The organism is Endozoicomonas sp. G2_2 (assembly GCF_017744135.1).
Taxonomy (GTDB): domain Bacteria; phylum Pseudomonadota; class Gammaproteobacteria; order Nevskiales; family Salinisphaeraceae; genus Salinisphaera.
Genome location: NZ_JAGHQU010000005.1, coordinates 1 through 21215 on the forward strand (window position 1 = coordinate 1; position 21215 = coordinate 21215).

Consider the following 21215-nt stretch of genomic DNA (forward strand, 5'->3'; position numbering starts at 1 on the left):
AAGAACGACCGAAGAAAGAACTCAGCGGGCTGACGCCCGCTGACTACGCTGCGCGGATGGCCGCAGAAGCGGCCATTTAAACCCTGGGGCTCTGGATCGAAACGCTACTGAAACCGGGGTATGGTCGTTTATACCCTCTTAACTGCCTAGACTGGATAATGTCGTCAAATTTGCTCCGCCTATTATCTAGCCACTTATCCACGAATTGCTGTATCCAGGAAAGAAAATGGCTAATTGTTAGCCCACCAACCAAGAGTACCCAAAGTAACACCGATCCCCATAGTGGCAGACCGTTAACGTTTCCTAGGGCTGTAGCTCCTAAACCAAATCCTAGTGCTATGAGATAAACCACCAGAATTCCAAGGGCCCGTCGACACTTATAAGCACTATTAACTTCCGAAAGAGCTACCTCAAATTGGCTTCGAACGAACTCCATTTTTGATTCGTCACTTTTGTGTGCACGACTCTCCGAGCTTTCAGCTAAGACCCTGGCACGCTCTGCGCGGTCTTTCTCCCTTTGAATTTCCTCGTTCTTTCGGTCAATTTTGGCGGACGTTTCCTCCTGGAGTTGATGGACGAGGGCTTCTTCAATCGATTCAAGAATTTCCGCATAGTTATCATCATTTATAATTTCTGCATCATTCAAGGTCTGATCGGTCAAAACATATTGGCACCTTTGATCTCGAAGCAAAGCTTCATAGCGCTCCAAACTCTCAGGGTCATTCTTAGCAACGAAGGCGTGCATCCGTGAGATCACGTCCTGGCGAGGCGCGAGCGCGCGACTACTATTTGCTAACAACTTACTCTGCGGCAGCGATCTAGCGCTTTGACCCCCGGTGACGACCCATAAAAGACCGGCCAAATGGCGATCCGTTATACACGCAGGGAAGACATATGGAGGCACTAGTTTTTCGCGTTTCAAAGCGTTGTCGCCTTGCGCCGCCAAACGCGGATTTCTCGTTATAAACAGGAATTTGCATCCATAAAAGTCGCGGGGCTCGTTATCGCGCCGTAGACGTAAGATGTGCGCCAATGAAGCAGCGTCTCGCTCCCTAGTCACAACGTTAGATATAAACGATAGATTTTCAAAGAGCTTTTCTTCTTTTTCTCTTGTAAAATATTTTATAGACGTCGGGTCTATATTCCCCGCCCATTTATGAACAGTAACGTCGAATTTTTCGAGCAAATAAGAGGTGCTTTTTTGAGCCAACCGAGCCTTCATTTTTAAATCCGGCTCAGCTCGCATCCTCGTCGCAAGATCACCGTATGCGCCATTAGTGTAAGACGCCGAGATTACCGCATCGATAATTGAACCCACTTCCTCTACACAATGAGTGAACGTTTTCACCGCTGCGCCGGCAGATTTTAGGTTATTGATCAGCCTATGTGCGTAATCGACTTGTTTTTCGTTGCTCAGCCCAAGAATATCGAGAAGTATTGGGCCGTCGAGAAATACCGACATGCCTTCCACATACTTTTCATTGGTGGTTGGCTTTTTTATTTCGTCGATGACTTCAGCTAACAAAGCACCCTCCGCAACTTTTACTAGAGCGTGCATGTCTTCTGTTTTTTTGTTAGCGACATGAAGTATAAATTGCGCGCAGACTGTATCAATATGTAGCTCTGTTGAGTTACCAACTGAGGGTAACGACCGCCCCGGCTGATACTCTAGATCTGGCCGCATAAGCAGATCCACGAATTCCATTTTTCTTAGTCTTTTTAATAGTGCGTCGCCTAGCTCATGTGCCGTTGAATGGCTTTTTAGCCTCGCTAGTTTTGGGCGGGCGAAATCTACGAAAGCGCAAGTGATATCAGAAATTTTCTTTTCGATATCCTCCAGCGGCGCTTCTTCAACCTCGTTATAGTAATAGGTGACCCTTCGGTTAGAACGCTCGTTCGCGGAGATGAGGCCCGCTTCCTCAAGATATTTAGCCATCTGGTTGACGGCATACGGATGGATATCTATCCCGTAAAGATTTTCCATCTCTTTCGAAACAGAGTCCGCGTTAAAAACAGCTCCGGATTGGAATTTAGCTATGGCTGGCGCAAAAAGCGCGGTGTATGCAGAAGTTAGGCTGCTCGTTTCTACAAACTGTTCAGCAGCATATGCGAAAAGCAAAGCGGCCCTTGATACTTGCGCCATCTACGCTCCTTCCCGTTAATTGAAAGTAGGGCTAAGGTCAGGTCTTTCATTGTGCATTCTCAGTGTCGTAATCCGCCTGCAACCCCAACCAGAACTGAACCGACGTGCCAAAGAACTGGCTCAGCCGGCAAGCGATATCGGCATCTACCCGGCGCCGTGCTTCCATAAGCGAAGCTAAATCGTCATGCAGAAGACCAGTCGCATCCGCGACGTTGCGAAGGGTCAAACCCATCGGCGCGATAAACTCTTCGCGCAGCACGTCGCCCGGATGAACATTCGCAAGCTCGGCCATGTCGCCCCCTCGCAGCAGTATTAACAGCCGCTATCTAGAACAATAGAGAAGCGAATAGACCGAGTAAATGCAAAATGCATAAAAAAAGGCCGGCGAATTGCCGGCCTTTAGTCGTAGAAGTGAGCGCTTGAGCTACTTCTTCTTCGGAATATACAAATCCGTCAAAGTTCCGGCCGCGGCCTCGGCGGCCATCCCTACCGTTTCCGACAGGGTCGGATGCGGATGGATGGTGAGGCCGATGTCGTGGGCGTCGCAGCCCATTTCGATGGCGAGGCCCAGTTCGGCGATCAGTTCGCCGGCACCGGGGCCGACGGCGCCGGCGCCGATGGTACGGCCGGTGTCCTTGTCGAACAGGATCTTGGTGTTGCCTTCCGAGGTACCCATGCCGAGGGCGCGGCCGCTGGCGGCCCAGGGGAAGGCGCCCTTCTCGTATTCGATACCGTCTTTCTTGGCCTGGGTTTCGGTGACGCCCGTCCAGGCGACTTCCGGGTCGGTATAGACCACGGAGGGAATGACCTTGGCATCGAAAGCGGCTTTTTCGCCAGCACAGCATTCGGCTGCGACCTTGCCCTGGTGGGTGGCACGGTGGGCGAGCTGCGGTTCGCCGGAGACGTCGCCGATGGCGAAGATGTTATCCACACTCGTGCGGCACTGCTTGTCGATGGTGATGAAGCCGCGCTCGTCCACTTTCACGCCGACGTTCTCGGCACCGATCTTCTTGCCGTTGGGCTTGCGGCCGATGGCTGCGAGCACGCGGTCGTAGTCCTTGCTCTCGGGGGCGTCCTTGCCCTCGAAGCTGGCTTTCAGTGACTTCTTGCCGGCCTTTATGCCGGTGACCTGGGTGCCGGTCCAGATATTGCCGCAGCGGCTGCTCATGCGTTTCTGCAGCGGCTTGACCAGATCGCGGTCGGCGCCGGGGATGAGCGTGTCGGTCATCTCGACGATGTCGACATCGGTGCCGTGGGCGGCATAGACGTTGGCCAGTTCCAGGCCGATGATGCCGCCGCCGATCACCAGCAGTGATTTCGGGATTTCGTCCGGCGACAGGGCGGCTTCGGAATCCCAGATGCGGTCGTCTTCGGGCCAGTCGGGCAGGATGACCGGCTCGGAGCCGACGGCGATGATGCAGTTGTTGAAGCTGATCTCGCTGGTTTCGCCATCGCCATGACTATCACCTTCAATGGACAGCGTGTGTTCGTCCTTGAAGGTGCCCGTACCGGTAACGACGTTGACCTTGCGCTTGGAGGCCATGGATTTGAGGCCGCCGGTGAGCTTGTCGATGACCGACTGCTTGAACTCCATGAGCTTGGGCAGTTCGATCTTGGGTTTGCCGAAGGACACGCCGTGGTTGGCCATGTCGGCGGCGTCCTCGATGACCTTGGCGGAATGCAGCAGGGCCTTGGAGGGAATGCAACCGATGTTCAGGCAGACACCGCCGAGCACGCTGTGGCGTTCGACCAGGGTGACGTTCAGGCCCATGTCTGCGGCACGAAAAGCTGCGGTATAGCCGCCGGGGCCGGAGCCGAGCACCAGTACGTCGCAGTCGTAGCCGTGGTCTTTCTTCGGCGCCGACTTCGGCTGGCTTTCCTTCTGGCTCTTTTCGCCACTCTTGGCGTCTTTTCCGCTGCTTTTCGACGACGATTGCTTCTTTTCGCGCTCTTTAGCGGCGTCGTCCTGCTTCTGTTTGGCAGCCTTTTCTTCCTTTTCGGATTCGTCGGCCTTGGCGTCGGCATTGTCGTCGTCGCCGTCTTCGTCACCGCCGGCGTCGGCAGCTTCCAGCAGGGCGATCACGTCGCCCTCGGAGACCTTGTCGCCTTCCTTGACCTTCATTTCGGTGATCTTGCCGGCCGCGGACGAAGGCACTTCCAGCGTGGCCTTGTCCGATTCCAGCGTGATTAGCGGCTGTTCTTCCTCGACCTCGTCGCCCTTGGCGACCAGTACTTCGATGACCTCGACTTCGTCGAAATCGCCAATGTCCGGAACCTTGATTTCCTGCGCCATGGTTTAACTACCTTGACCGGCCCTAAGGCCGGATTGTGCGTTCAAGAAGCGAGCGATCGAAGCGACAAAACCTCGATCGCCCGGCGCGAGTCATGAGGCTGCAAGACAAGGCGCCGCGAGCGCCGTGTAGCAACGCTACACAAGCGATCGGCAACGCCGTATTGCAGTCGCATGGCCGCGGCCGCCTAGAGAAGCAACGTACGAAGATCGGAGAGTTTTTCGCTTAGGAAGCCGGTGATTCGTGCCGCCTTGGCGCCGTCGATCACGCGGTGATCGTAGGACAGCGACAGCGGCAGGATCAGGCGCGGCTCGAACTCGCTGCCGTTCCAGACCGGCTGCCAACTGTGCTTGGACACGCCGAGGATGCCCACTTCCGGGCTGTTCACGATCGGCGTGAACGCGGTACCGCCGACGCCGCCCAGGCTGGAGATGGAGAAGCAGGCGCCCTTCATCTCGTCGCCCTTGAGCTTGCCTTCGCGGGCGCGCCCGCTGAGATCGTCCAGCTCGCGGGCGATCTGGTAGATGCCTTTCTGGTCCACATTCTTGAGCACCGGCATGAGCAGGCCGTTGGGCGTATCCACCGCCACGGCGATATGCACGTAATGCTTGTGTACCAGATGCTCGCAGTCCGCGGTGAGCGAGCTGTTGAGGTCCGGGAATTCGCGCAGCGCTGCAGCCGCGGCCTTGAGCATGAAGGCCAGCGGGGTGAGCTTCACGCCGTCGGCCTTGGCTTTTTCCTTATTGGCCTGGCGGAAGGCTTCCATCTCGGTGATATCGGCGGTATCGAACTGGGTGACATGCGGAATGAGCAGCCAGTTGCGGTGCACAGCCTTGGCCGAGAGCTTGCGGATCCGCGGCAGTTCGTTGGTCTCGACCTCGCCGAACTGGCTGTAGTCGATATCCGGCTGGGCCGGTACGCCGCCGCCCCCGGCCGGCGCCGCGCTGCCGGCACCGGCACTGGCGCGGCCCTGAACCTGTTCCAGCGTCTTCCGGACGTATGCCTGGACGTCTTCCTCGAGAATGCGCCCCTTGCGGCCGCTGCCTTCGATCCGCCCGAGATCGGCACCGATCTGGCGCGCGTACTTGCGCACGCTCGGCGAGGCGTGGGCCTTGTTGAAACGGTCCTCGTCGACGCTCTTGAGCTTGCTCGAGTCGCCGCTGTCGCCGGCCTTGGCCGCGGGCTGTGTGGGCGCGTCGTCCTGCGGCTCGTCCTTGCCGCTCTTGCCGCGCTTCGGCGGCTTCGGTTCACCATCCTTCTTGGGCTTCGAATCGGCCTTGGACTCGGACTTCTTGTTGCCCCCGGACGCCTTCTTGCCGCCGCCGGCGGTTTCCAGCATCGCGATCACGTCGCCCTCGGACACCTTGTCGCCTTCGGAGACCTTGAGTTCGGTGATCTTGCCGGCGCCTGACGAGGGCACTTCCAGTGTGGCCTTGTCCGATTCCAGGGTGATCAGCGGCTGTTCTTCCTCGACGTCGTCGCCTTCGGACACCAGAACTTCGATGACCTCGACCTCGTCGAAGTCGCCGATGTCCGGCACCTTGACCTCGACACTCTCGCCGCCGCCCGAGGCGTCGTCGTCAGCTTCATCGTCGTCGCTGTCGTCGTCATCCTCGGATTCCGAGGCGTCGGCTTCTTCTTCGCCGTCGTCCGCGCCGCTCGAGTCGTCTTCGGCTTCCTCGTCCGTATCGGCGTCGTCGGCTTCGTCCTCCGAGTCGTCGCCGGATGCGTCTGCAGCCTCGAGCATGGCGATCACGTCGCCCTCGGAGACCTTGTCGCCTTCGGCGACCTTGAGCTCGGTGATCTTGCCGGCCGCGGACGAGGGCACCTCGAGCGTGGCCTTGTCGGATTCGAGGGTGATGAGCGGCTGCTCTTCCTCGACCTCGTCACCCTCGGACACCAGCACCTCGATGACCTCGACCTCGTCGAAGTCGCCGATATCCGGGACCTTGATTTCCTGCGCCGCCATAAAGCGTTTCCTTGATCCGGTGGCGCGGCCCGCGGACGGGCCGCGCTTTTAAAGCATTGTTTCGACTGGGTGATCCGCGTTTTCAGACCATCAGTGGGTAATGGGCTCCGGCTTGTCCGGATCGATGCCGTACTTGCGAATCGCCTCGCCCACCTGCTTGCGCTCGATGGTGCCTTCGTCGGCCAGCGCCTTGAGCGCCGACACGGTGATCCAGCGGCGGTCGACCTCGAAGAAGTCGCGCAGGGCCTCGCGCGTGTCCGAACGGCCATACCCGTCGGTGCCGAGCGTGTGATACGCCACCGGCATAAACGGCCGGATGAGGTCCGCATAGCCGCGCACATAGTCGGTCGCGGCAATCGCCGGGCCCTTGGCGTCGGCGAACTTCTTGCCGATGAAGCTCTGGCGCGGTTCCTCCTCCGGATGGAGCATGTTCCAGCGTTCGGTGGTGAGACCGTCGCGGCGCAGCTGGGTGAAGCTGGGTACGCTCCAGACGGTGGCCCCGACGTTGTATTCCTTCTCGAGCATTTCGGCGGCGGCGATGGCTTCGCGCAGGATGGTGCCGGAGCCCAGCAGGTTGACCTGCTTCTTGTAGCGCTTGTTGCCCTCCGAGAACTTGTACATGCCGGCGATGATGTCGTCTTCCACGCCTTCCGGCATCGCCGGATGGCTGTAGTTCTCGTTCATCATCGTGAGGTAGTAGTAGACGTCCTTCTGCTCGACGTACATCTCTTCCAGACCGCGATGAATGATCACCGCCATCTCGTAGGAGAAGGTCGGGTCGTAGGCGCGGCAGTTCGGCACGAAGTCGAACATGATGTGGCTGTGGCCGTCCTGGTGCTGCAGGCCTTCGCCGTTGATCGTGGTACGACCGGCGGTGCCACCGAGCAAAAAGCCGCGGGCGCGCATGTCGCCGGCCGCCCAGCAGAAGTCGCCCACGCGCTGGAAGCCGAACATGGCGTAGTAAGCATAGAACGGGATCATCGTCTTGCCGTGGTTCGAGTACGACGTGGCCGCGGCGATGAACGACGAAATAGCGCCCGCTTCGGTGATGCCTTCCTCGAGGATCTGGCCCTTGACCGATTCCTTGTAGAAGGCGAGCTGGTCGGAGTCCTCGGGCTTGAATAGCTGGCCGACCGGCGAATAGATGCCCAGGCTACGGAACATGCCTTCCATGCCGAAGGTGCGCGCCTCGTCCGGGATGATCGGCACCACGCGGTCCTTCACGTTCTTGTCGCGGGTGAGGATCTGCAGGATGCGCACGAACACCATGGTGGTGGCCATTTCGCGATCGCCGGAGCCGTCGAGCAGCTTCTGGAATGCCGACAGCGGCGGGATCTCGAGCTTGTCGCCGTCGGTGCGACGCTGCGGCAGGTAACCGCCCAGCTCCTTGCGACGCGCCTTGAGATACTGGATTTCCTCGGAATCCTCGGCCGGCTTGTAGAAGGGCGCCTCGGCGATCTTGTCGTCGTCGACCGGGATCTCGAAGCGATCACGGAATTCCTTGAGCGCGTCCTCGCCCATCTTCTTCTGCTGATGGGTGATGTTCTGGCCTTCGCCGGCCTCGCCCATGCCGTAGCCCTTGACCGTCTTGGCCAGGATCACGGTCGGCCGCCCGTTCTTGTTGTTCACCGCGCGGTGATAGGCCGCATAGACCTTGTGCGGGTCGTGGCCACCACGGTTGAGGCGGCGGATGTCCTCATCGGACATCGACGCGACCATCTTCTTCAGCTCCGGATACTTGCCGAAGAAGTTCTCGCGCGTGTAGTCGCCGCCGTGCGCCTTGTACGCCTGGTATTCGCCATCGACGGTTTCGTTCATCAGCTCGACGAGCTTGCCGTCGTGATCCTGGGCCAGCAGGCCGTCCCAGAGGGCACCCCAGATCACCTTGATGACGTTCCAGCCGGCACCGCGGAAGGAGCCTTCCAGTTCGTTGATGATCTTGGAGTCGCCGCGTACCGGGCCGTCGAGGCGCTGCAGGTTGCAGTTGACCACGAAGATCAGGTTGTCGAGGCCTTCGCGGGCCGCGATATCGATCGCGCCCATGGATTCGGGCTCGTCCATCTCGCCGTCGCCACAGAAGCACCACACGTGGCGATCGCTGGTGTCCTCCACGCCGCGATTGTGCAGGTAGCGCATGAAGCGCGCCTGGTAGATGGCGTTGATCGGGCCGATGCCCATGGACACGGTAGCGAACTGCCAGTAGTCCGGCATCAGCCAGGCGTGCGGATAACTGGACAGCCCCTTGCCGCCGGCTTCTGAACGAAAGTTGAGCAGCTGATCCTCGGTCAGACGGCCTTCGAGATAGGAGCGCGCATAGATACCCGGCGCCGAATGGCCCTGGATATAGACCAGATCGCCGCCGTGTTCCTCGCTGGGCGCATGGAAGAAATGGTTGAAACCCACTTCATAGAGCGTGGCCGCCGACGCGAAGCTGGCGATATGCCCGCCCACGCCTTCGTGGTGGCGATTGGCCTGGATGACCATCGCCATCGCGTTCCAGCGGATGATCGAACGGATACGCCATTCGATGGCCGGATCGCCCGGCGAGGGTTCCTCCCGGTGTGGCGGGATGGTGTTCACATAGGCCGTATTCGGCGAGTAGGGGATATAGGCCCCGGACCGCCGGGAACGCTCAATAAGCATTTCCAGCAGAAAGTGCGCCCGTTCCGGGCCCTCGCGTTCGATAACGGCATCGAGTGCGTCGCGCCATTCGGCGGATTCCTGCGGATCGACGTCTTCTGCGTCGTCGGCGTGCTCGGGGTGCGCGCTCGCCTGGACCATAGGGCGCTCCTTGGTAATAGAGTCGTTGAAAGACAGTCTGAAAGCGATACTACGCCCGCATTTCGAGGGCCGACAACTGGCCGTCGCGGCGCGTCGGTGGCATGCTTGCCACGTTTTTCGATAATGCTGCGTTGCACTATACAATGACCACTTTCGATGCGGCCGCGGCCAAGCCCCCGCTGTGCCTGCCATCACGCCTCCATACGGCGTCGAACGGTGAAAGGCGTGTCGGCGTGGAACTTGAATTTACCGGCCTGACCATCGAACGCATCGGCGAAACCCTACGACAGACGCTGGGCGGCGAGATTCACCCGCACAGCGCGTACGAATACACCGTGTCGGACACGCCGCTGGGCGATTTCGCCATCGAACTCGACTACGCGTTTCTCAAGGAGCGGGGCCGCCGCGAGGGCGAACCCGGGCTGCTCGACGAGATCGAACGCGTATCCGAGGACATGCTCGGCGCGCTGGCCAAACGCGTGGTGCCGTTCGAGATTGTCGGCCCGCCGATCGCGATCAGTCGGCTGCACGAACTGCATCCGCTGATCGAGGCGCTGCGCGTCGCCGGCGCGCGCGGTACGAGCCAGTCGGCGATCTACGCGTTCGGGCTGCATCTCAATCCGGAGTTGCCGGATCTGGAAACGCCCACGCTGGTGAACTATATCCGTGCCTTCGCCGTGGCCTTCGACTGGCTGCGTCGGGTCAGCGAGATCGATATCAGCCGGCGCGTGTTTCCGTATATTCAGCCGTTCACCAAAGCCTATGTGCGCCAGGTCTGCGACCCGGCCTATACGCCCACGCGTACGGCCATGATCGACGACTATCTCGCCGAGAACGCCAGCCGCAACCGCGCGCTGGACATGTTGCCGGTATTCGCCCACCTGGACGAGGCGCGCGTACGCGCCGCGGTTTCGGATGGCCTGGTCAATGCCCGGCCGACGCTGCACTATCGCCTGCCCAACTGCGAGATCGAACAGCCCGGCTGGGATCTGCACCCCGCGTGGAATCACTGGTGCGTGATCGAGGAACTGGCGGCCGACGAGGACCGCCTGCTGGAGATCTGTGCCGAATACTGCGCGACCCTCGACAAGCCCTTCGGCGACTGGCTCGGGCGCTGGGGCGATCGCTTCGAACAGCTCGTCGACGCCTGAGGCGCTGTCTTGGCTCGTAAACGACCGCTGATTGCCGTTACCGGCAAAGCCAGCCGCTGGGCGCCCGGGTGGTGGGCCGCCTGGCTGGCCATCGCGCTGGCGGGCGGACGCGCGGTCCGCGCCACGCCCCGGCATCCCATGCCGGCGCCGATCGACGGGCTCGTGATCGGCGGCGGCGACGACATCGCCACTGATCTCTACGGCGCCACCGCGGCCTACGACAACACCGCCGATCGTGCCCGCGACGAGATGGAACTGGCCGCGATCAAGCGCGCCCGTGTCGATAACACGCCGATACTCGGCATCTGCCGCGGCGCCCAGCTGATCAACGTCGCCGCCGGCGGCACGCTGTATTCGGACATCAGCGAACTGCGGCGCTCCACGTCCAATCGCGTCAATCCGCTGGCCTGCAAGCCGATCGCGCTCAAGCGGCGCTCACGGCTGGCGGCTATCGTGGGTAGCTCGCGGCTGCGCGTGAACAGCCTGCATCACCAGGCCGTGCACGGGCTGGGCAGCGGAATACAGGCCAGTGCACGCGATGCCGACGGTTTCGTGCAGGCGATCGAGGCCCGCAACGCGGCCTTCGTGATCGGCGTGCAGTGGCACCCCGAATATCTGTGCTATCGCCCGGCCCAGTACCGGCTTTTCCGGGCGCTGGTCGCCGCCTGTCACCAGGCGCGCCCGGCGCGATAGCCACCGCAAGGCGGGCAATAAAAAAGCCGCCCGGCAGAACCGGACGGCTTTCGCGGTCGATACGCGCGCTAGAGATGCTTGCGTTCGAAATCCTTGAGCATCTCTTCGGCCTTTTCCTTGGTCTCGCCGTACTTCTCCTGGATCTTGCCCAGCATGTTCTGGCGCTTGCCGGCCGTTTCCTCGACCTCGTCGTCGGTCAGACGCCCGAAATGCTCACGGGCCTTGCCCTTGACGCGTTCCCAGCGGCCTTCCCATTTGTCGTCGGATTCTGCCATGACAGATTTTCCGTTTGAGTGGTGACTCGACTATACCGCATCGCAGCATCTTCGCCAGCGACGACCGGAACGTGCATCAGTCGCCCTTGTCGACGTCGCTGTTATCGCGCTCGGAGTCGCTGTAGGCGACCTGGGCGTAGTTCACGGCGGCCACCAGTGCCACCCCCCCGATCACGTTGCCCAGAATCGTCGGCACGAAGAATACGGACACGAACTCCATGAACCCGTGGGCGCCCGTGAACACGCCGTAGAGCGCGGCGACCGAGCCGGCGATGATGTGCGGGAAATGCGCGAGCCCGATGACATAGGTCACGAGGATGATCACGCCGACGCGCGCGGTCTCGGCGAAGGGCATCAGCCAGAGCATGAGCGCCACCAGCCAGCCGGCAAAGATCGCGCGCACGAACATCGTGCCGAAGCCGTACTCGTATTCCTTAGCCGCGATCGAGGCGAGCGCGCCGTTGATCTTGGGGTCCAGCACGTCGAAATTGGCCAGCGTCGCCGCGAATATGGCCGTGCCCACGAGGTTGGCGACGAGCACCACGCCCCAGAGGTTGATCGTGCGCGAGACCGTTGACCAGCGCCGCACACGCAATACTTCGAGCACCGGCGTGAGGGTGTTTTCCGTGAACAGTTGCTGGCGGCCCAGAATCACGAACAGGAAGCCGATCGAATAGCCGAAGCTGGCGATGATCGGCCGCCAGGCGGATTCCGGCGTGTAGCTGTAGAGCAGCGCCTGGGCGATGAGGGAGAAGCCCATGGACAGCCCGGCAGCCAGCGCGGAGAAGGCCAGCCCGGGCAGGGGGCGGGTGAGCTCGGACTCGGCCTCGCGCCGGATCGCCTCGTAGACGACAGCAGCGCTGGGCGCTTCACGACGACGCGCGTCGCGCTTCTGATTCGAATCCAGATCGTGTTCGGTATGTTGGTGTTCGGCCATGCAAGGCGTCTCTTAGCGGTTACAAGTCTTCCATGATAATCGTCTTTTCCCTGTCTTAGCAGGCTGCTGCCGCGACTTTCGAACGCCATCGCGCAACGCGCGCTACCATGCACGCATGCCGCGCCTGCTTGCCCTGTCGACACTGCTGGCCGCCGTGCTCGCATCCACGGCCTGCCGCGCCGATACCGCGCCCGCGAACGTGATTTCCAGCGCACCACACGACGCCGCTGCCTTCACCCAGGGCCTGCTTTTTCACGACGGCATGCTCTACGAAACCACCGGCAAGCACGGCCGCTCGACCCTGCGCCGGGTGAACCCCGCCACCGGAAACATACGCGCGCAGCAGCGATTGCCGGCCCGCTATTTCGGCGAAGGCCTCGCACGAATCGACGACAAGCTCTACTGGCTCACCTGGAAAGCCGGCGAGGCCTTCGTCTTCGACGCCGCCTCGCTCGAACTGATCGGCCGGCGGCGGTACACCGGCGAGGGCTGGGGTCTGACCTACGACGGCGCGCATCTATGGCTGAGCGACGGCACCGACACGCTGCGGGTGCTGGACCCGTCGGATTTCGGCGTCGTGCGGCGTGTCCAGGTGCGCCGGAACGGTCGACCGGTCGACCGACTCAACGAACTCGAATACGTCGACGGCGAGATCTGGGCGAACGTCTGGTTCGACGACCACATCCTGCGCATCGACCCGGACAGCGGCGCTGTACTGGGGCGTATCGACGCCTCCGGTCTGCGCGAGGCTCTGCCCGGCGACAGCAATGCCGAGGCGTTCAACGGCATTGCCTACGACAGCGACAACGATCGCGTCTATGTCACCGGCAAATACTGGCCGCGCCTGTTCGAGATCGAACGCAGCCCCTAGCTCAGCGCTGCAGAACGCTGCCGTCGTCGTCGAGCAGCGGGTAGCTGCCCTGTTCGTCGTGATCTTCGGGGCCGACGAGCGCCGGGCTGAAACAGCACAGCACGGTCATGCCCTTTTCGCTCGAGAGGATATGCTGCTGGTTCTTGTCGAGGGCATAGAGCACGCCCGGCTTCAGGTCCCACTGGCCGCCCTCGGTGAGGTCCTCGATCCGACCTTCGCCTTCGATGCAGATCACCGTTTCCTTGTGGTTCTTGTACCACATGTGCAGCGCGCAGCCGGGTTTGACGTAGGTCTCGTGAAAGGAGTGGCCCATGCCATCGGCACGCAGCGTGTAGCGGCGACTGATGAACTTCTCTTCATCGATTGCGGACTCTTGCGCATCGTCGTGATCGCGAACAACCATGGTCATGCCCTGTTTCGGCTCGGTCGATGGCCGCACAGGCTATAGCCCGCGGCCGACACGGCCCATCCGGCAGACTACGGAATGGCCGGGGGCTATTTGCCGATACAGAAACTGGAGAAGATCGCGCCGAGCAGATCGTCGCTGGTGAAGGTACCGGTGATCTCGCCCAGCGCTGCCTGCGCCAGGCGCAGCTCCTCGGCAAGCAGCTCCCCGGCCGCGTCGACGACCAGACGCTCGTGCCCGGTCTCGAGAGCGGCGCTCGCCCGCGCCAGCGCGTCGAGATGACGCCGGCGCGCCATGAAAGCCGGGGTGGCGTCGTCACTCAGCCCGGCGGCCTCCTTCAGATGCCGCGCCAGCGCGTCGAACCCGGTGCCCGCGGTCGCAGACACGCGCACGGCGTCGCGGCCCGCCAGTTCCGCCGGGCCGGCCGGTGCACCGGTGAGATCGATCTTGTTGGCGACGATGGTCACCGCGCAGCGGGTACCGATGTCTTCGAGCAGGGCCTGTTCCTCCGGGCCGATGCCCTGCGCGTCGTCGACCACCAGCAACACGCGATCGGCGCGCTCGAGTTCGGCTTTCGCCCGACGCACGCCTTCGGCCTCGATCGGGTCTTGGGTTTCGCGCAGGCCCGCGGTATCCACCAGCGTGAGCGGTAGCCCGTCGATGGACAGCTGCTCGTGAAGCACATCCCGCGTGGTGCCGGCGATATCCGTGACGATTGCGGTATCGCGCCTGGCGAGGCGGTTGAGCAGGCTGGACTTGCCGACGTTCGGCGCGCCGAGGATGACCAGACGCAGCCCTTCGCGCAGGCTTGCCCCCTCGCTGGCCTGGCGGGTCAGAAGACGCAGGCGCTCACGCAGGGCGTCGAGGCGATGCGCGATCTCGCCGTCGCCGAGAAAATCGACATCGTCCTCGTCCGGAAAATCGATAGCCCCTTCGGTATAGACACGCAGCTCGATGAGCGCTTCAACCAGGGCGTTCACCTCGGCCGAGAATGCCCCTTCGAGCGAGCGCATGGCCGCCCGCGCGGCGGCGCCGCTGCCGGCATCGATGGCATCGGCGATCGCTTCGGCCTCGTTGAGGCTCAGCTTGTCGTTGAGAAAGGCGCGCCGCGAGTACTCCCCGGGATCGGCGAGGCGCGCGCCGAGCTCCAGCAGGCGTGCCAGCAGCATGTCGACCAGCACGGGGCTGCCGTGGCCCTGCAGTTCGAGCACATGTTCGCCGGTAAACGAGGCAGGGGCCGCGAAATACAGCGCTACCCCGTGGTCGATCGCGATGCCCTCGCGATCATGAAAGCCGCAAACGCGTACGCGCCGTGGCGCGGGCAGTTCACCGATGAGCGCGGCCGCAATCTCCGGGACCGCCGGGCCGGAGACACGGATCACGCCGACGCCCGCTCGCCCGGCACCACTGGCCAGTGCCGCGATGGTGTCGCCGGGCGCCGCGCTCATGCCGGGGCGGTCAGCTGCTGGCAGCCTTGTGGCCCAGGCCTTCGGCGTCCAGCTTGCGATAGATGTACCACTGCTGGCCGATCGAGAGCAGGTTGTTGGTACACCAGTACAGCACCAGCCCCGCCGGGAAGAAGGCGAAGAACACCGCCAGGCCGACGGGCATGATCTGCATGATGCGCTGTTGCATCGGGTCCATGGTGACGTTCGCGGTCAGCTTCTGCTGCAGGAACATGGTCACGCCGAAGATCACCGGGAGAATGTAGTAGGGGTCCGGTGCAGACAGGTCCTGGATCCAGAGCATGAACGGTGCATGCCGCAGCTCGACGGATTCACGCAGCACCCAGTACAGCGAGATGAACACCGGCATCTGGACCAGCATCGGCCAACAGCCGGCCAGCGGGTTGAAGCCCTCTTTCTTGTAGAGCTCCATCATCTTCGACTGCAGCTTCTGGCGGTCGTCGCCGTACTGCTCCTTGAGCTGCTGCATGCGCGGCGCGAACTTGCGCATGCGGGCCATCGCCCGGTACTGCGTCTCGGACAGCTTGTAGAAAACGAGCTTGATGAGGAACGTCAGCAGAATGATGGCCACGCCCCAGTTGCCGACCAGCGCGTGCAGATGTTCCAGCACCCAGAAGATCGGCTTGGCGAGCACGGTCAGCCAGCCATAGTCCACGGTCAGCCCGAGCCCGGGCGCCACCGATTCGAGCTGATCCTGCAGTTTCGGGCCCACGAACAGGGTCGATTCGAAATCGGCCTGCGAGCCGGCAGCCACCTGCTGCTGGGCACCGATGAAGCCGGTCGCGAAACCGCCAGCCGCGTTGGGCACGTCCTTGGGCTGGCCGAAGAAACGCGCCTTGGCGTCGGGCGGCGGGATCGCGGCGCCGATGAAATAGTGCTGGATCATGGCCACCCAGCCACCCTGCTGGGTCAGCTCGAGCGGGTTTTCGGCCAGATCCTCGTGGCTTTCAGTGCGGTAGCTGTAGCTGTCGCCGCCGTCCTTGCGGTCGTACCAGCCGACGCCGAAGAACGCCTGGGCGAAGGGCACGTCGCCGGTGATTTCGTAGGGCGCGCGCCAGAACCGCACGTACTGGGACAGACGCCAGGGGCTGTCGCCATTATTCGTCACGCGATGGTTCAGGCCGATGCGATAGCTGTCGCGGTGGAAGGTGTAGACCTTTGTCACCTCGTGCCCGGCCTGGTTGGTCCAGGTCAGCGGCACCTCGAGCGTGTCCTGGCCGTCCTCGAGCTCGTACTCCTTGCGCTCCGCCTGATAGGTCGAGCGATGATCCGGCGCCTTGGCGCCGTCGGCCACGAGACCACTCTGGGTGATGAAGAAGTTCGGCGCGCTGTCGTTGATCAGGCGCAGGTTGGTGTCCGGCTTTTCCGACGACACCGGCACGCCGCGCAGCTCGACCTTGCGAAGATCGCCGCCGCGCGTGTCGATGATGACATCGAGCCGGTCGGTGACGACATGAATCTGATCCGCTTCGCCGACAACCGGCTCGTCGTCCTGGCCGGTCTGCGCCTGGCGCGAATCGCTACTCTGCTCCGGACCACCGTCGCTTTCTGGCGCCGAGGACAGCGAGGGCACATCATCCTCGTCGGCCGACGCATAATCGTTCTGGCCGGCCGTCTGGCCGTTGGCCGACGTGGCGTCAGCCTGGGTGGGTGCGTAGTCGGTCTGCCAGGCCTGATAGAGGAAAAAACACAGGACGCCGATAGCGCAGAGGAGTCCGAAACGAATATTTTCCATGCGTGGGGAAATCCCTCGTTAACGGGCCTGATCGGACCCATGGTCGTGCGGCGGCCGGCTGTTCAGGCGTTCCAGCTGCGGCCATATCTCGGCGAGCTGGGCGAACAGTGCCGCGTTGTCCATCGCGGCCGTACGGCTTCTGGCCAGCACCACGACATCGATCGAGCCGAGCCGGTGGCGGTTGTTGCGAAAAGATTCCCTGAGCACCCGCTTGACCCGGTTCCGGTCGACGGCGCGCGCGATCCTGCGCTTGGCGAGCGCGAGCCCAAGCCGCGATCGATCGGCGCCGCCCGGGGCAGCGATGATCACGAATCCGCGGCTGACGTACTTTCGGCCGCGAGCGAAAACGGCTCGGAATTCACTCGCCTGCCTGAGGCGCGCAGTCGCGGGAAACCCAGCCTGCGCCACCCGGTTTTTCCTACGGCGTCAGGCGCTTGCGGCCCTTGGCACGGCGCGATGCCAGCACGGCGCGACCATTCTTGGTAGCCATGCGCGCACGGAAGCCGTGGGTGCGCTTACGGTGCAGGTTGCTCGGCTGATAGGTTCTTTTCATGACGGTCTCGACTCGGCGGCCTGACGGACGCACTTCGCGGTAAAGAGCGCGGATTCTAGTCGCCCGCCCCATGCCCTTGCAAGCGGTGAAAAACGCTGTGGATAAGTTGTGGCTCGTACGCTAGGGTAAGGCGCCGGCGCGCCGGCAAGGCAGCGCTTTTTTTCGCTACGGAGTATGGGATCTTGGCTGACACGCTCTGGCAACGTTGTCTGACGCATATCGAGGCGCGGCTGCCTGAAAAGGACATCAACCTCTGGCTGCGCCCCCTCGAGGCCGAGTTCAACGATGACGGGCTCGATCTCATGGCCCCGAACGAGGTTGTGCGTGATCAGGTCGAGCGCGAACTGCGGACACCGATCGCCAACGCGCTGAACGATCTCGGTGCCTTACCCAAGCGAATCCGGGTGCTGGTCGGCGGCGGGCGCAAACCCGACACCAGCACGAAAAACGAGGCCGCGGCCGCGCCGCCCGCATCGCGCCACAACCTGGACAGCCGCTACACCTTCGAGGCGTTCGTTCAGGGTAAATCCAACCAGATCGCCCGTGCGGCCGCCGAGCAGGCCGCCAATCCGGACAACATGGCCTACAACCCGCTGCTGATCTACGGCGGCGTAGGTCTGGGCAAGACGCATCTGATGCAGAGCGTGGGCAATCGCCTGCTGGATAACAATCCGCGGGCCAAGGTCGCCTACGTTCGCTCCGAGCACTTCGTCAACGAGATGGTCACCGCGATCCGGCATAACCGGATGGATCGCTTCAAGGCGCATTACCGTTCACTGGACGCCCTGCTGATCGATGATATCCAGTTCTTCGCGAACAAGGATCGATCGCAGGAGGAGTTCTTCCATACGTTCAATTCGCTGCTCGAGTCCAATCAGCGAATCGTGATCACCTGCGATCGATTTCCCAAGGAAGTCGAAGGCCTCGAGGATCGACTCAAGTCGCGGTTCTCCTGGGGGCTTTCCGTGGCCGTCGAACCGCCGGAACTGGAGACACGGGTCGCGATCATGCTCTCCAAAGCCGATGCCCATGGGGTCGCGTTGCCGCAGGAGGTCGCGTTCTTCATCGCCAAGCGCGTGCGATCGAACGTGCGCGACCTGGAAGGCGCACTGCATCGCCTCAAGGCGTCCGCCCAGATTACCGGGACGCCCATCACGGTGGATTTCGCCAAGCAGGCGCTGCACGACATGCTGGCCGTATACGACCGGCTGGTCACGCTCGAGAACATCCAGCGCACGGTCGCGGAGTACTACAAGATGCGACTCGCCGACCTGCTCGGCAAGAAACGCACCCGTTCGGTGGCACGCCCGCGTCAGATATCGATGGCGCTCGCAAAGGAACTCACGAACCACAGCCTGCCGGAAATCGGCCAGGCATTCGGCGGACGCGACCACACGACGGTCCTGCACGCCTGCCGCAAGGTCAAGGAGTTACGCGAAACCGACGCACGGGTCGACGAAGACTACGCCAACCTGAGCCGGATACTCACAAGCTGACTGTGGATAGCGCGTGGACAATTACTGAAGCCTCGAAAAGGCGCGTGCCCTGGATGAAGAACGCACAATCTGTCCACAGCCGAGCAACAGGATTCGAACGCTTTTTAGAACAATCTTAATAATATCTCAGGTGTCTGTTTTTATTGAATAAAAACCGGTTATCGACAGAGTTGAACCACACCAGTTACTACTACTACTAGCTTTTCTTACTAGTCCTTAAGACAACAAAGACGACTGTTCCCGGAGCCCGTCATGCAATTCACCGTGCAGCGCAAGGATCTGCTCACTGCTCTCCAGACCGTTATCGGCGTCGTGGAACGTCGACAGACGATGCCGATTCTGTCGAATATTCTTATTCGGGCAGAAAACGATCGCATCATCGTTACCGCAACGGATCTCGAACTCGAGCTGATCACCGATACACCCGCCGTTATCAGCAACCCGGGCTCTGCCGCAGTACCGGCACGAAAACTGCTCGATATCTGCCGCGGCCTGCCAGACGATGCGGAAATTACGCTGCACCATGATCAGCAACAGACACGCGTGCAGTCCGGTCGCTCTCGGTTCACGTTGGCGACAATGTCCGCTCAGGATTGGCCGTATCTCGACGAAGTCGAGGAAGGTCAAAGGATTGCCATTGCCGAGCGGGTACTGAAAGGGCTTCTGGACCGCACACACTTTGCAATGGCACATCAGGATGTGCGCTATTACTTGAACGGACTGTTGTTGTCGCTTCGGGAAGATCGCGCCCGTTGTGTGGCCACCGATGGACATCGTCTCGCCCTGAGCGACGCACAGGTGAAGACGGGAATCAACGAACCAATACAGGCGATCGTGCCGCGTAAGGCGATCACCGAACTGGTTCGCCTGCTCGATAGCAGCGAAGCTGAAATCACGTTGCAGCTGTCCTCAAAGCATCTTCGCCTGCAACTGCCTGGCCTCGTGTTCACAACCAAGTTGATCGATGGGCGGTTCCCGGATTACGAACGCGTCATTCCCCAGGAGGCGGACCGCCAGATGCATGCCGATCGCGACACGATTCGGCAGGCGCTTTCTCGAACAGCGATTCTCTCCAACGAGAAATTCGGCGGCGTGAGGCTGGCTCTCAACGACCACAGTCTTCGGCTTCAGGCCCAGAACGTGGAACGAGAAGAAGCAGAGGATGAAATCCAGGTCAGCTACGACAGTGATCCGATTGAAATCGGGTTCAACGTCAATTATCTGCTCGAGGCGTTGGGCGCCATGGATAGCGGAGAGTTCACCCTGTCGTTGTCGGGCCCGGATAGCAGCGGTTTGCTGCAAGCGGTAAACGATCCCGCGACGCGGTATGTCGTCATGCCCATGCGTCTCTAGTCTGGCCCGAATGCACCTTTCAAGCCTGCGACTGCATGACTTTCGGTGCTTCGAAAATGTAGAACTTGCGCCGGACGCAGGTGTAAACGTCATCACCGGAGACAACGCCTCGGGGAAAACAAGCCTCCTCGAGGCGATTTTTTTCCTGGGCCGGGGGCAGTCGTTTCGACAATCGGGCCCCAGGCCGGCAATTCGGCGTAACGCCGAAGCATTTACCGTGTCGGGCGAAATTGATGTTCCCGGGGGACGTTCACACCGTATCGGGATCCAGCGAACCCGCCGGGCAATCACCTATCGTCGAGATGGTGACCCGAACACCACGCGCCTTGATCTCGTCAACGCGCTTCCCCTTCAACTCATCGACCCCAACGTCCACCGCCTTCTGGAACAGGGGCCGCGTTACCGTCGATATTTCATGGATTGGGGCGTGTTTCACGTGGAACACACTTTTTTCCCTGCGTGGCGGCGTTATCGACGCGCCTTACGTCAGCGCAATCGCGCACTCAAATCCCGCTGGCCTAAGAAAGACGTCATTGCATGGGATGCGGAACTTGTCCGCAACGCCGAGCTCGTGGACGCATCGCGTCGAGCCTACATCGACCAGCTTCATGCCGGATTACCTGCCCAGGCGCGCCGTCTTCTGGGGGACGAAGCCGTTTCTCTCGAATACGACAGCGGCTGGCGCGGTGAGGACGGGTTGGGCCATGCGCTAGCCGCGAATCTCGATCAGGATTTGCGTGCCGGTTTCACCCAGCAAGGCCCACATCGGGCTGACCTCCGTGTAACGATCGCCAGCGCAAATGCGCGTGACTGGGTGTCACGCGGCCAACAGAAAATACTGACTACCGCGTTGCTTCTCGTCCAGGCCGAGCTTCTATATGCCCGCCGCGGCATTCGGCCTGTTCTTTTAATCGACGATATGGCCGCTGAACTCGGTGCTCGTTATCGCGAAGTGCTGGCCCACGAAATTGCCGCCCTCGGCGGGCAATCGTTCGTCACGTTTCTCGAAGCGTCGCTCGTGCCGGAGGCATTGGCGGAGGCGCGGATGTTCCACGTGGAACATGGGGCGGTGACCCGGCGTTAAGCCGCCACCGT

At 61.5% G+C, this 21215-nt stretch carries 18 protein-coding genes; 6 read left to right on the top strand and 12 right to left on the bottom strand.

Translation table 11 applies throughout. The annotated features are described in order from the left end of the window. Positions 1 to 76 precede the first annotated feature (76 nt). The 5 genes from J7355_RS07180 to aceE all read right to left on the bottom strand — a co-directional run bounded on the left by J7355_RS07180 (position 77) and on the right by aceE (position 9184). Positions 77 to 2143 (bottom strand): hypothetical protein, encoded by a 2067-nt coding sequence (locus tag J7355_RS07180; protein WP_209061257.1) that lies wholly within the window; start codon positions 2141 to 2143, stop codon positions 77 to 79. A gap of 46 nt (positions 2144 to 2189) precedes the next feature. Continuing rightward, positions 2190 to 2435 (bottom strand): HigA family addiction module antitoxin, encoded by a 246-nt coding sequence (locus J7355_RS07185; RefSeq protein WP_209061258.1) that lies wholly within the window; start codon positions 2433 to 2435, stop codon positions 2190 to 2192. A 132-nt stretch (positions 2436 to 2567) separates the two neighbouring features. Further along, complete coding sequence (gene lpdA, locus J7355_RS07190; RefSeq protein ID WP_348523006.1) at positions 2568 to 4436, bottom strand: dihydrolipoyl dehydrogenase; 1869 nt, start codon at positions 4434 to 4436, stop codon at positions 2568 to 2570. Positions 4437 to 4621: 185 nt separating this feature from the next. Continuing rightward, positions 4622 to 6403 (bottom strand): dihydrolipoyllysine-residue acetyltransferase, encoded by a 1782-nt coding sequence (gene aceF / locus J7355_RS07195; protein ID WP_209061259.1) that lies wholly within the window; start codon positions 6401 to 6403, stop codon positions 4622 to 4624. A 90-nt stretch (positions 6404 to 6493) separates the two neighbouring features. Next, positions 6494 to 9184, bottom strand: coding sequence for a pyruvate dehydrogenase (acetyl-transferring), homodimeric type (gene aceE, locus J7355_RS07200; RefSeq protein ID WP_209061262.1), 2691 nt, complete (start codon positions 9182 to 9184; stop codon positions 6494 to 6496). Between the two features lie 143 nt (positions 9185 to 9327). On the opposite strand from aceE, the gene J7355_RS07205 reads away from it, so the two are divergent. Both J7355_RS07205 and J7355_RS07210 read left to right on the top strand, forming a co-directional pair. After that, positions 9328 to 10335, top strand: a complete 1008-nt coding sequence (locus tag J7355_RS07205) for an amidoligase family protein (protein ID WP_247739860.1) — start codon at positions 9328 to 9330, stop codon at positions 10333 to 10335. A 9-nt stretch (positions 10336 to 10344) separates the two neighbouring features. Then, entirely contained in the window at positions 10345 to 11028 is a 684-nt protein-coding gene (locus J7355_RS07210) for a gamma-glutamyl-gamma-aminobutyrate hydrolase family protein (RefSeq protein ID WP_209061266.1), read from the top strand. A 68-nt stretch (positions 11029 to 11096) separates the two neighbouring features. Here J7355_RS07210 and J7355_RS07215 read toward each other — a convergent pair whose 3' ends face one another. Further along, positions 11097 to 11303 carry a CsbD family protein gene (locus J7355_RS07215; RefSeq protein ID WP_209061268.1) on the bottom strand — a complete coding sequence of 69 codons (207 nt, stop codon included), beginning with the start codon at positions 11301 to 11303 and terminating at the stop codon, positions 11097 to 11099. 76 nt (positions 11304 to 11379) lie between these two features. Continuing rightward, a complete protein-coding gene (locus J7355_RS07220; protein WP_209061270.1) occupies positions 11380 to 12240 on the bottom strand; it encodes a formate/nitrite transporter family protein in 861 nt (286 codons plus the stop codon). Positions 12241 to 12355: 115 nt separating this feature from the next. Between J7355_RS07220 and J7355_RS07225 the strand changes: the two genes are divergently transcribed. Continuing rightward, positions 12356 to 13111: a glutaminyl-peptide cyclotransferase gene (locus J7355_RS07225; protein ID WP_209061271.1), complete on the top strand. Its 756-nt coding sequence runs from the start codon at positions 12356 to 12358 to the stop codon at positions 13109 to 13111. Position 13112: 1 nt separating this feature from the next. Here J7355_RS07225 and J7355_RS07230 read toward each other — a convergent pair whose 3' ends face one another. The 5 genes from J7355_RS07230 to rpmH all read right to left on the bottom strand — a co-directional run bounded on the left by J7355_RS07230 (position 13113) and on the right by rpmH (position 17271). Continuing rightward, entirely contained in the window at positions 13113 to 13520 is a 408-nt protein-coding gene (locus J7355_RS07230) for an ectoine synthase (protein WP_209061272.1), read from the bottom strand. An 86-nt stretch (positions 13521 to 13606) separates the two neighbouring features. Continuing rightward, complete coding sequence (mnmE, locus tag J7355_RS07235) at positions 13607 to 14965, bottom strand: tRNA uridine-5-carboxymethylaminomethyl(34) synthesis GTPase MnmE (protein ID WP_209061273.1); 1359 nt, start codon at positions 14963 to 14965, stop codon at positions 13607 to 13609. A gap of 10 nt (positions 14966 to 14975) precedes the next feature. Further along, positions 14976 to 16718, bottom strand: coding sequence for a membrane protein insertase YidC (gene yidC / locus J7355_RS07240; protein ID WP_209061274.1), 1743 nt, complete (start codon positions 16716 to 16718; stop codon positions 14976 to 14978). 18 nt (positions 16719 to 16736) lie between these two features. Continuing rightward, a complete protein-coding gene (rnpA, locus tag J7355_RS07245) occupies positions 16737 to 17126 on the bottom strand; it encodes a ribonuclease P protein component (protein WP_209061275.1) in 390 nt (129 codons plus the stop codon). A gap of 10 nt (positions 17127 to 17136) precedes the next feature. Continuing rightward, positions 17137 to 17271, bottom strand: a complete 135-nt coding sequence (gene rpmH / locus J7355_RS07250) for a 50S ribosomal protein L34 (RefSeq protein ID WP_209061276.1) — start codon at positions 17269 to 17271, stop codon at positions 17137 to 17139. 182 nt (positions 17272 to 17453) lie between these two features. Between rpmH and dnaA the strand changes: the two genes are divergently transcribed. The 3 genes from dnaA to recF all read left to right on the top strand — a co-directional run bounded on the left by dnaA (position 17454) and on the right by recF (position 21204). Then, positions 17454 to 18767, top strand: a complete 1314-nt coding sequence (gene dnaA / locus J7355_RS07255) for a chromosomal replication initiator protein DnaA (protein WP_209061277.1) — start codon at positions 17454 to 17456, stop codon at positions 18765 to 18767. Between the two features lie 252 nt (positions 18768 to 19019). Next, on the top strand, positions 19020 to 20120 hold the full coding sequence (gene dnaN, locus J7355_RS07260) for a DNA polymerase III subunit beta (RefSeq protein ID WP_209061278.1): 1101 nt from the start codon (positions 19020 to 19022) through the stop codon (positions 20118 to 20120). A 10-nt stretch (positions 20121 to 20130) separates the two neighbouring features. Beyond that, positions 20131 to 21204: a DNA replication/repair protein RecF gene (gene recF, locus J7355_RS07265; protein ID WP_209061279.1), complete on the top strand. Its 1074-nt coding sequence runs from the start codon at positions 20131 to 20133 to the stop codon at positions 21202 to 21204. Positions 21205 to 21215 lie beyond the last annotated feature (11 nt).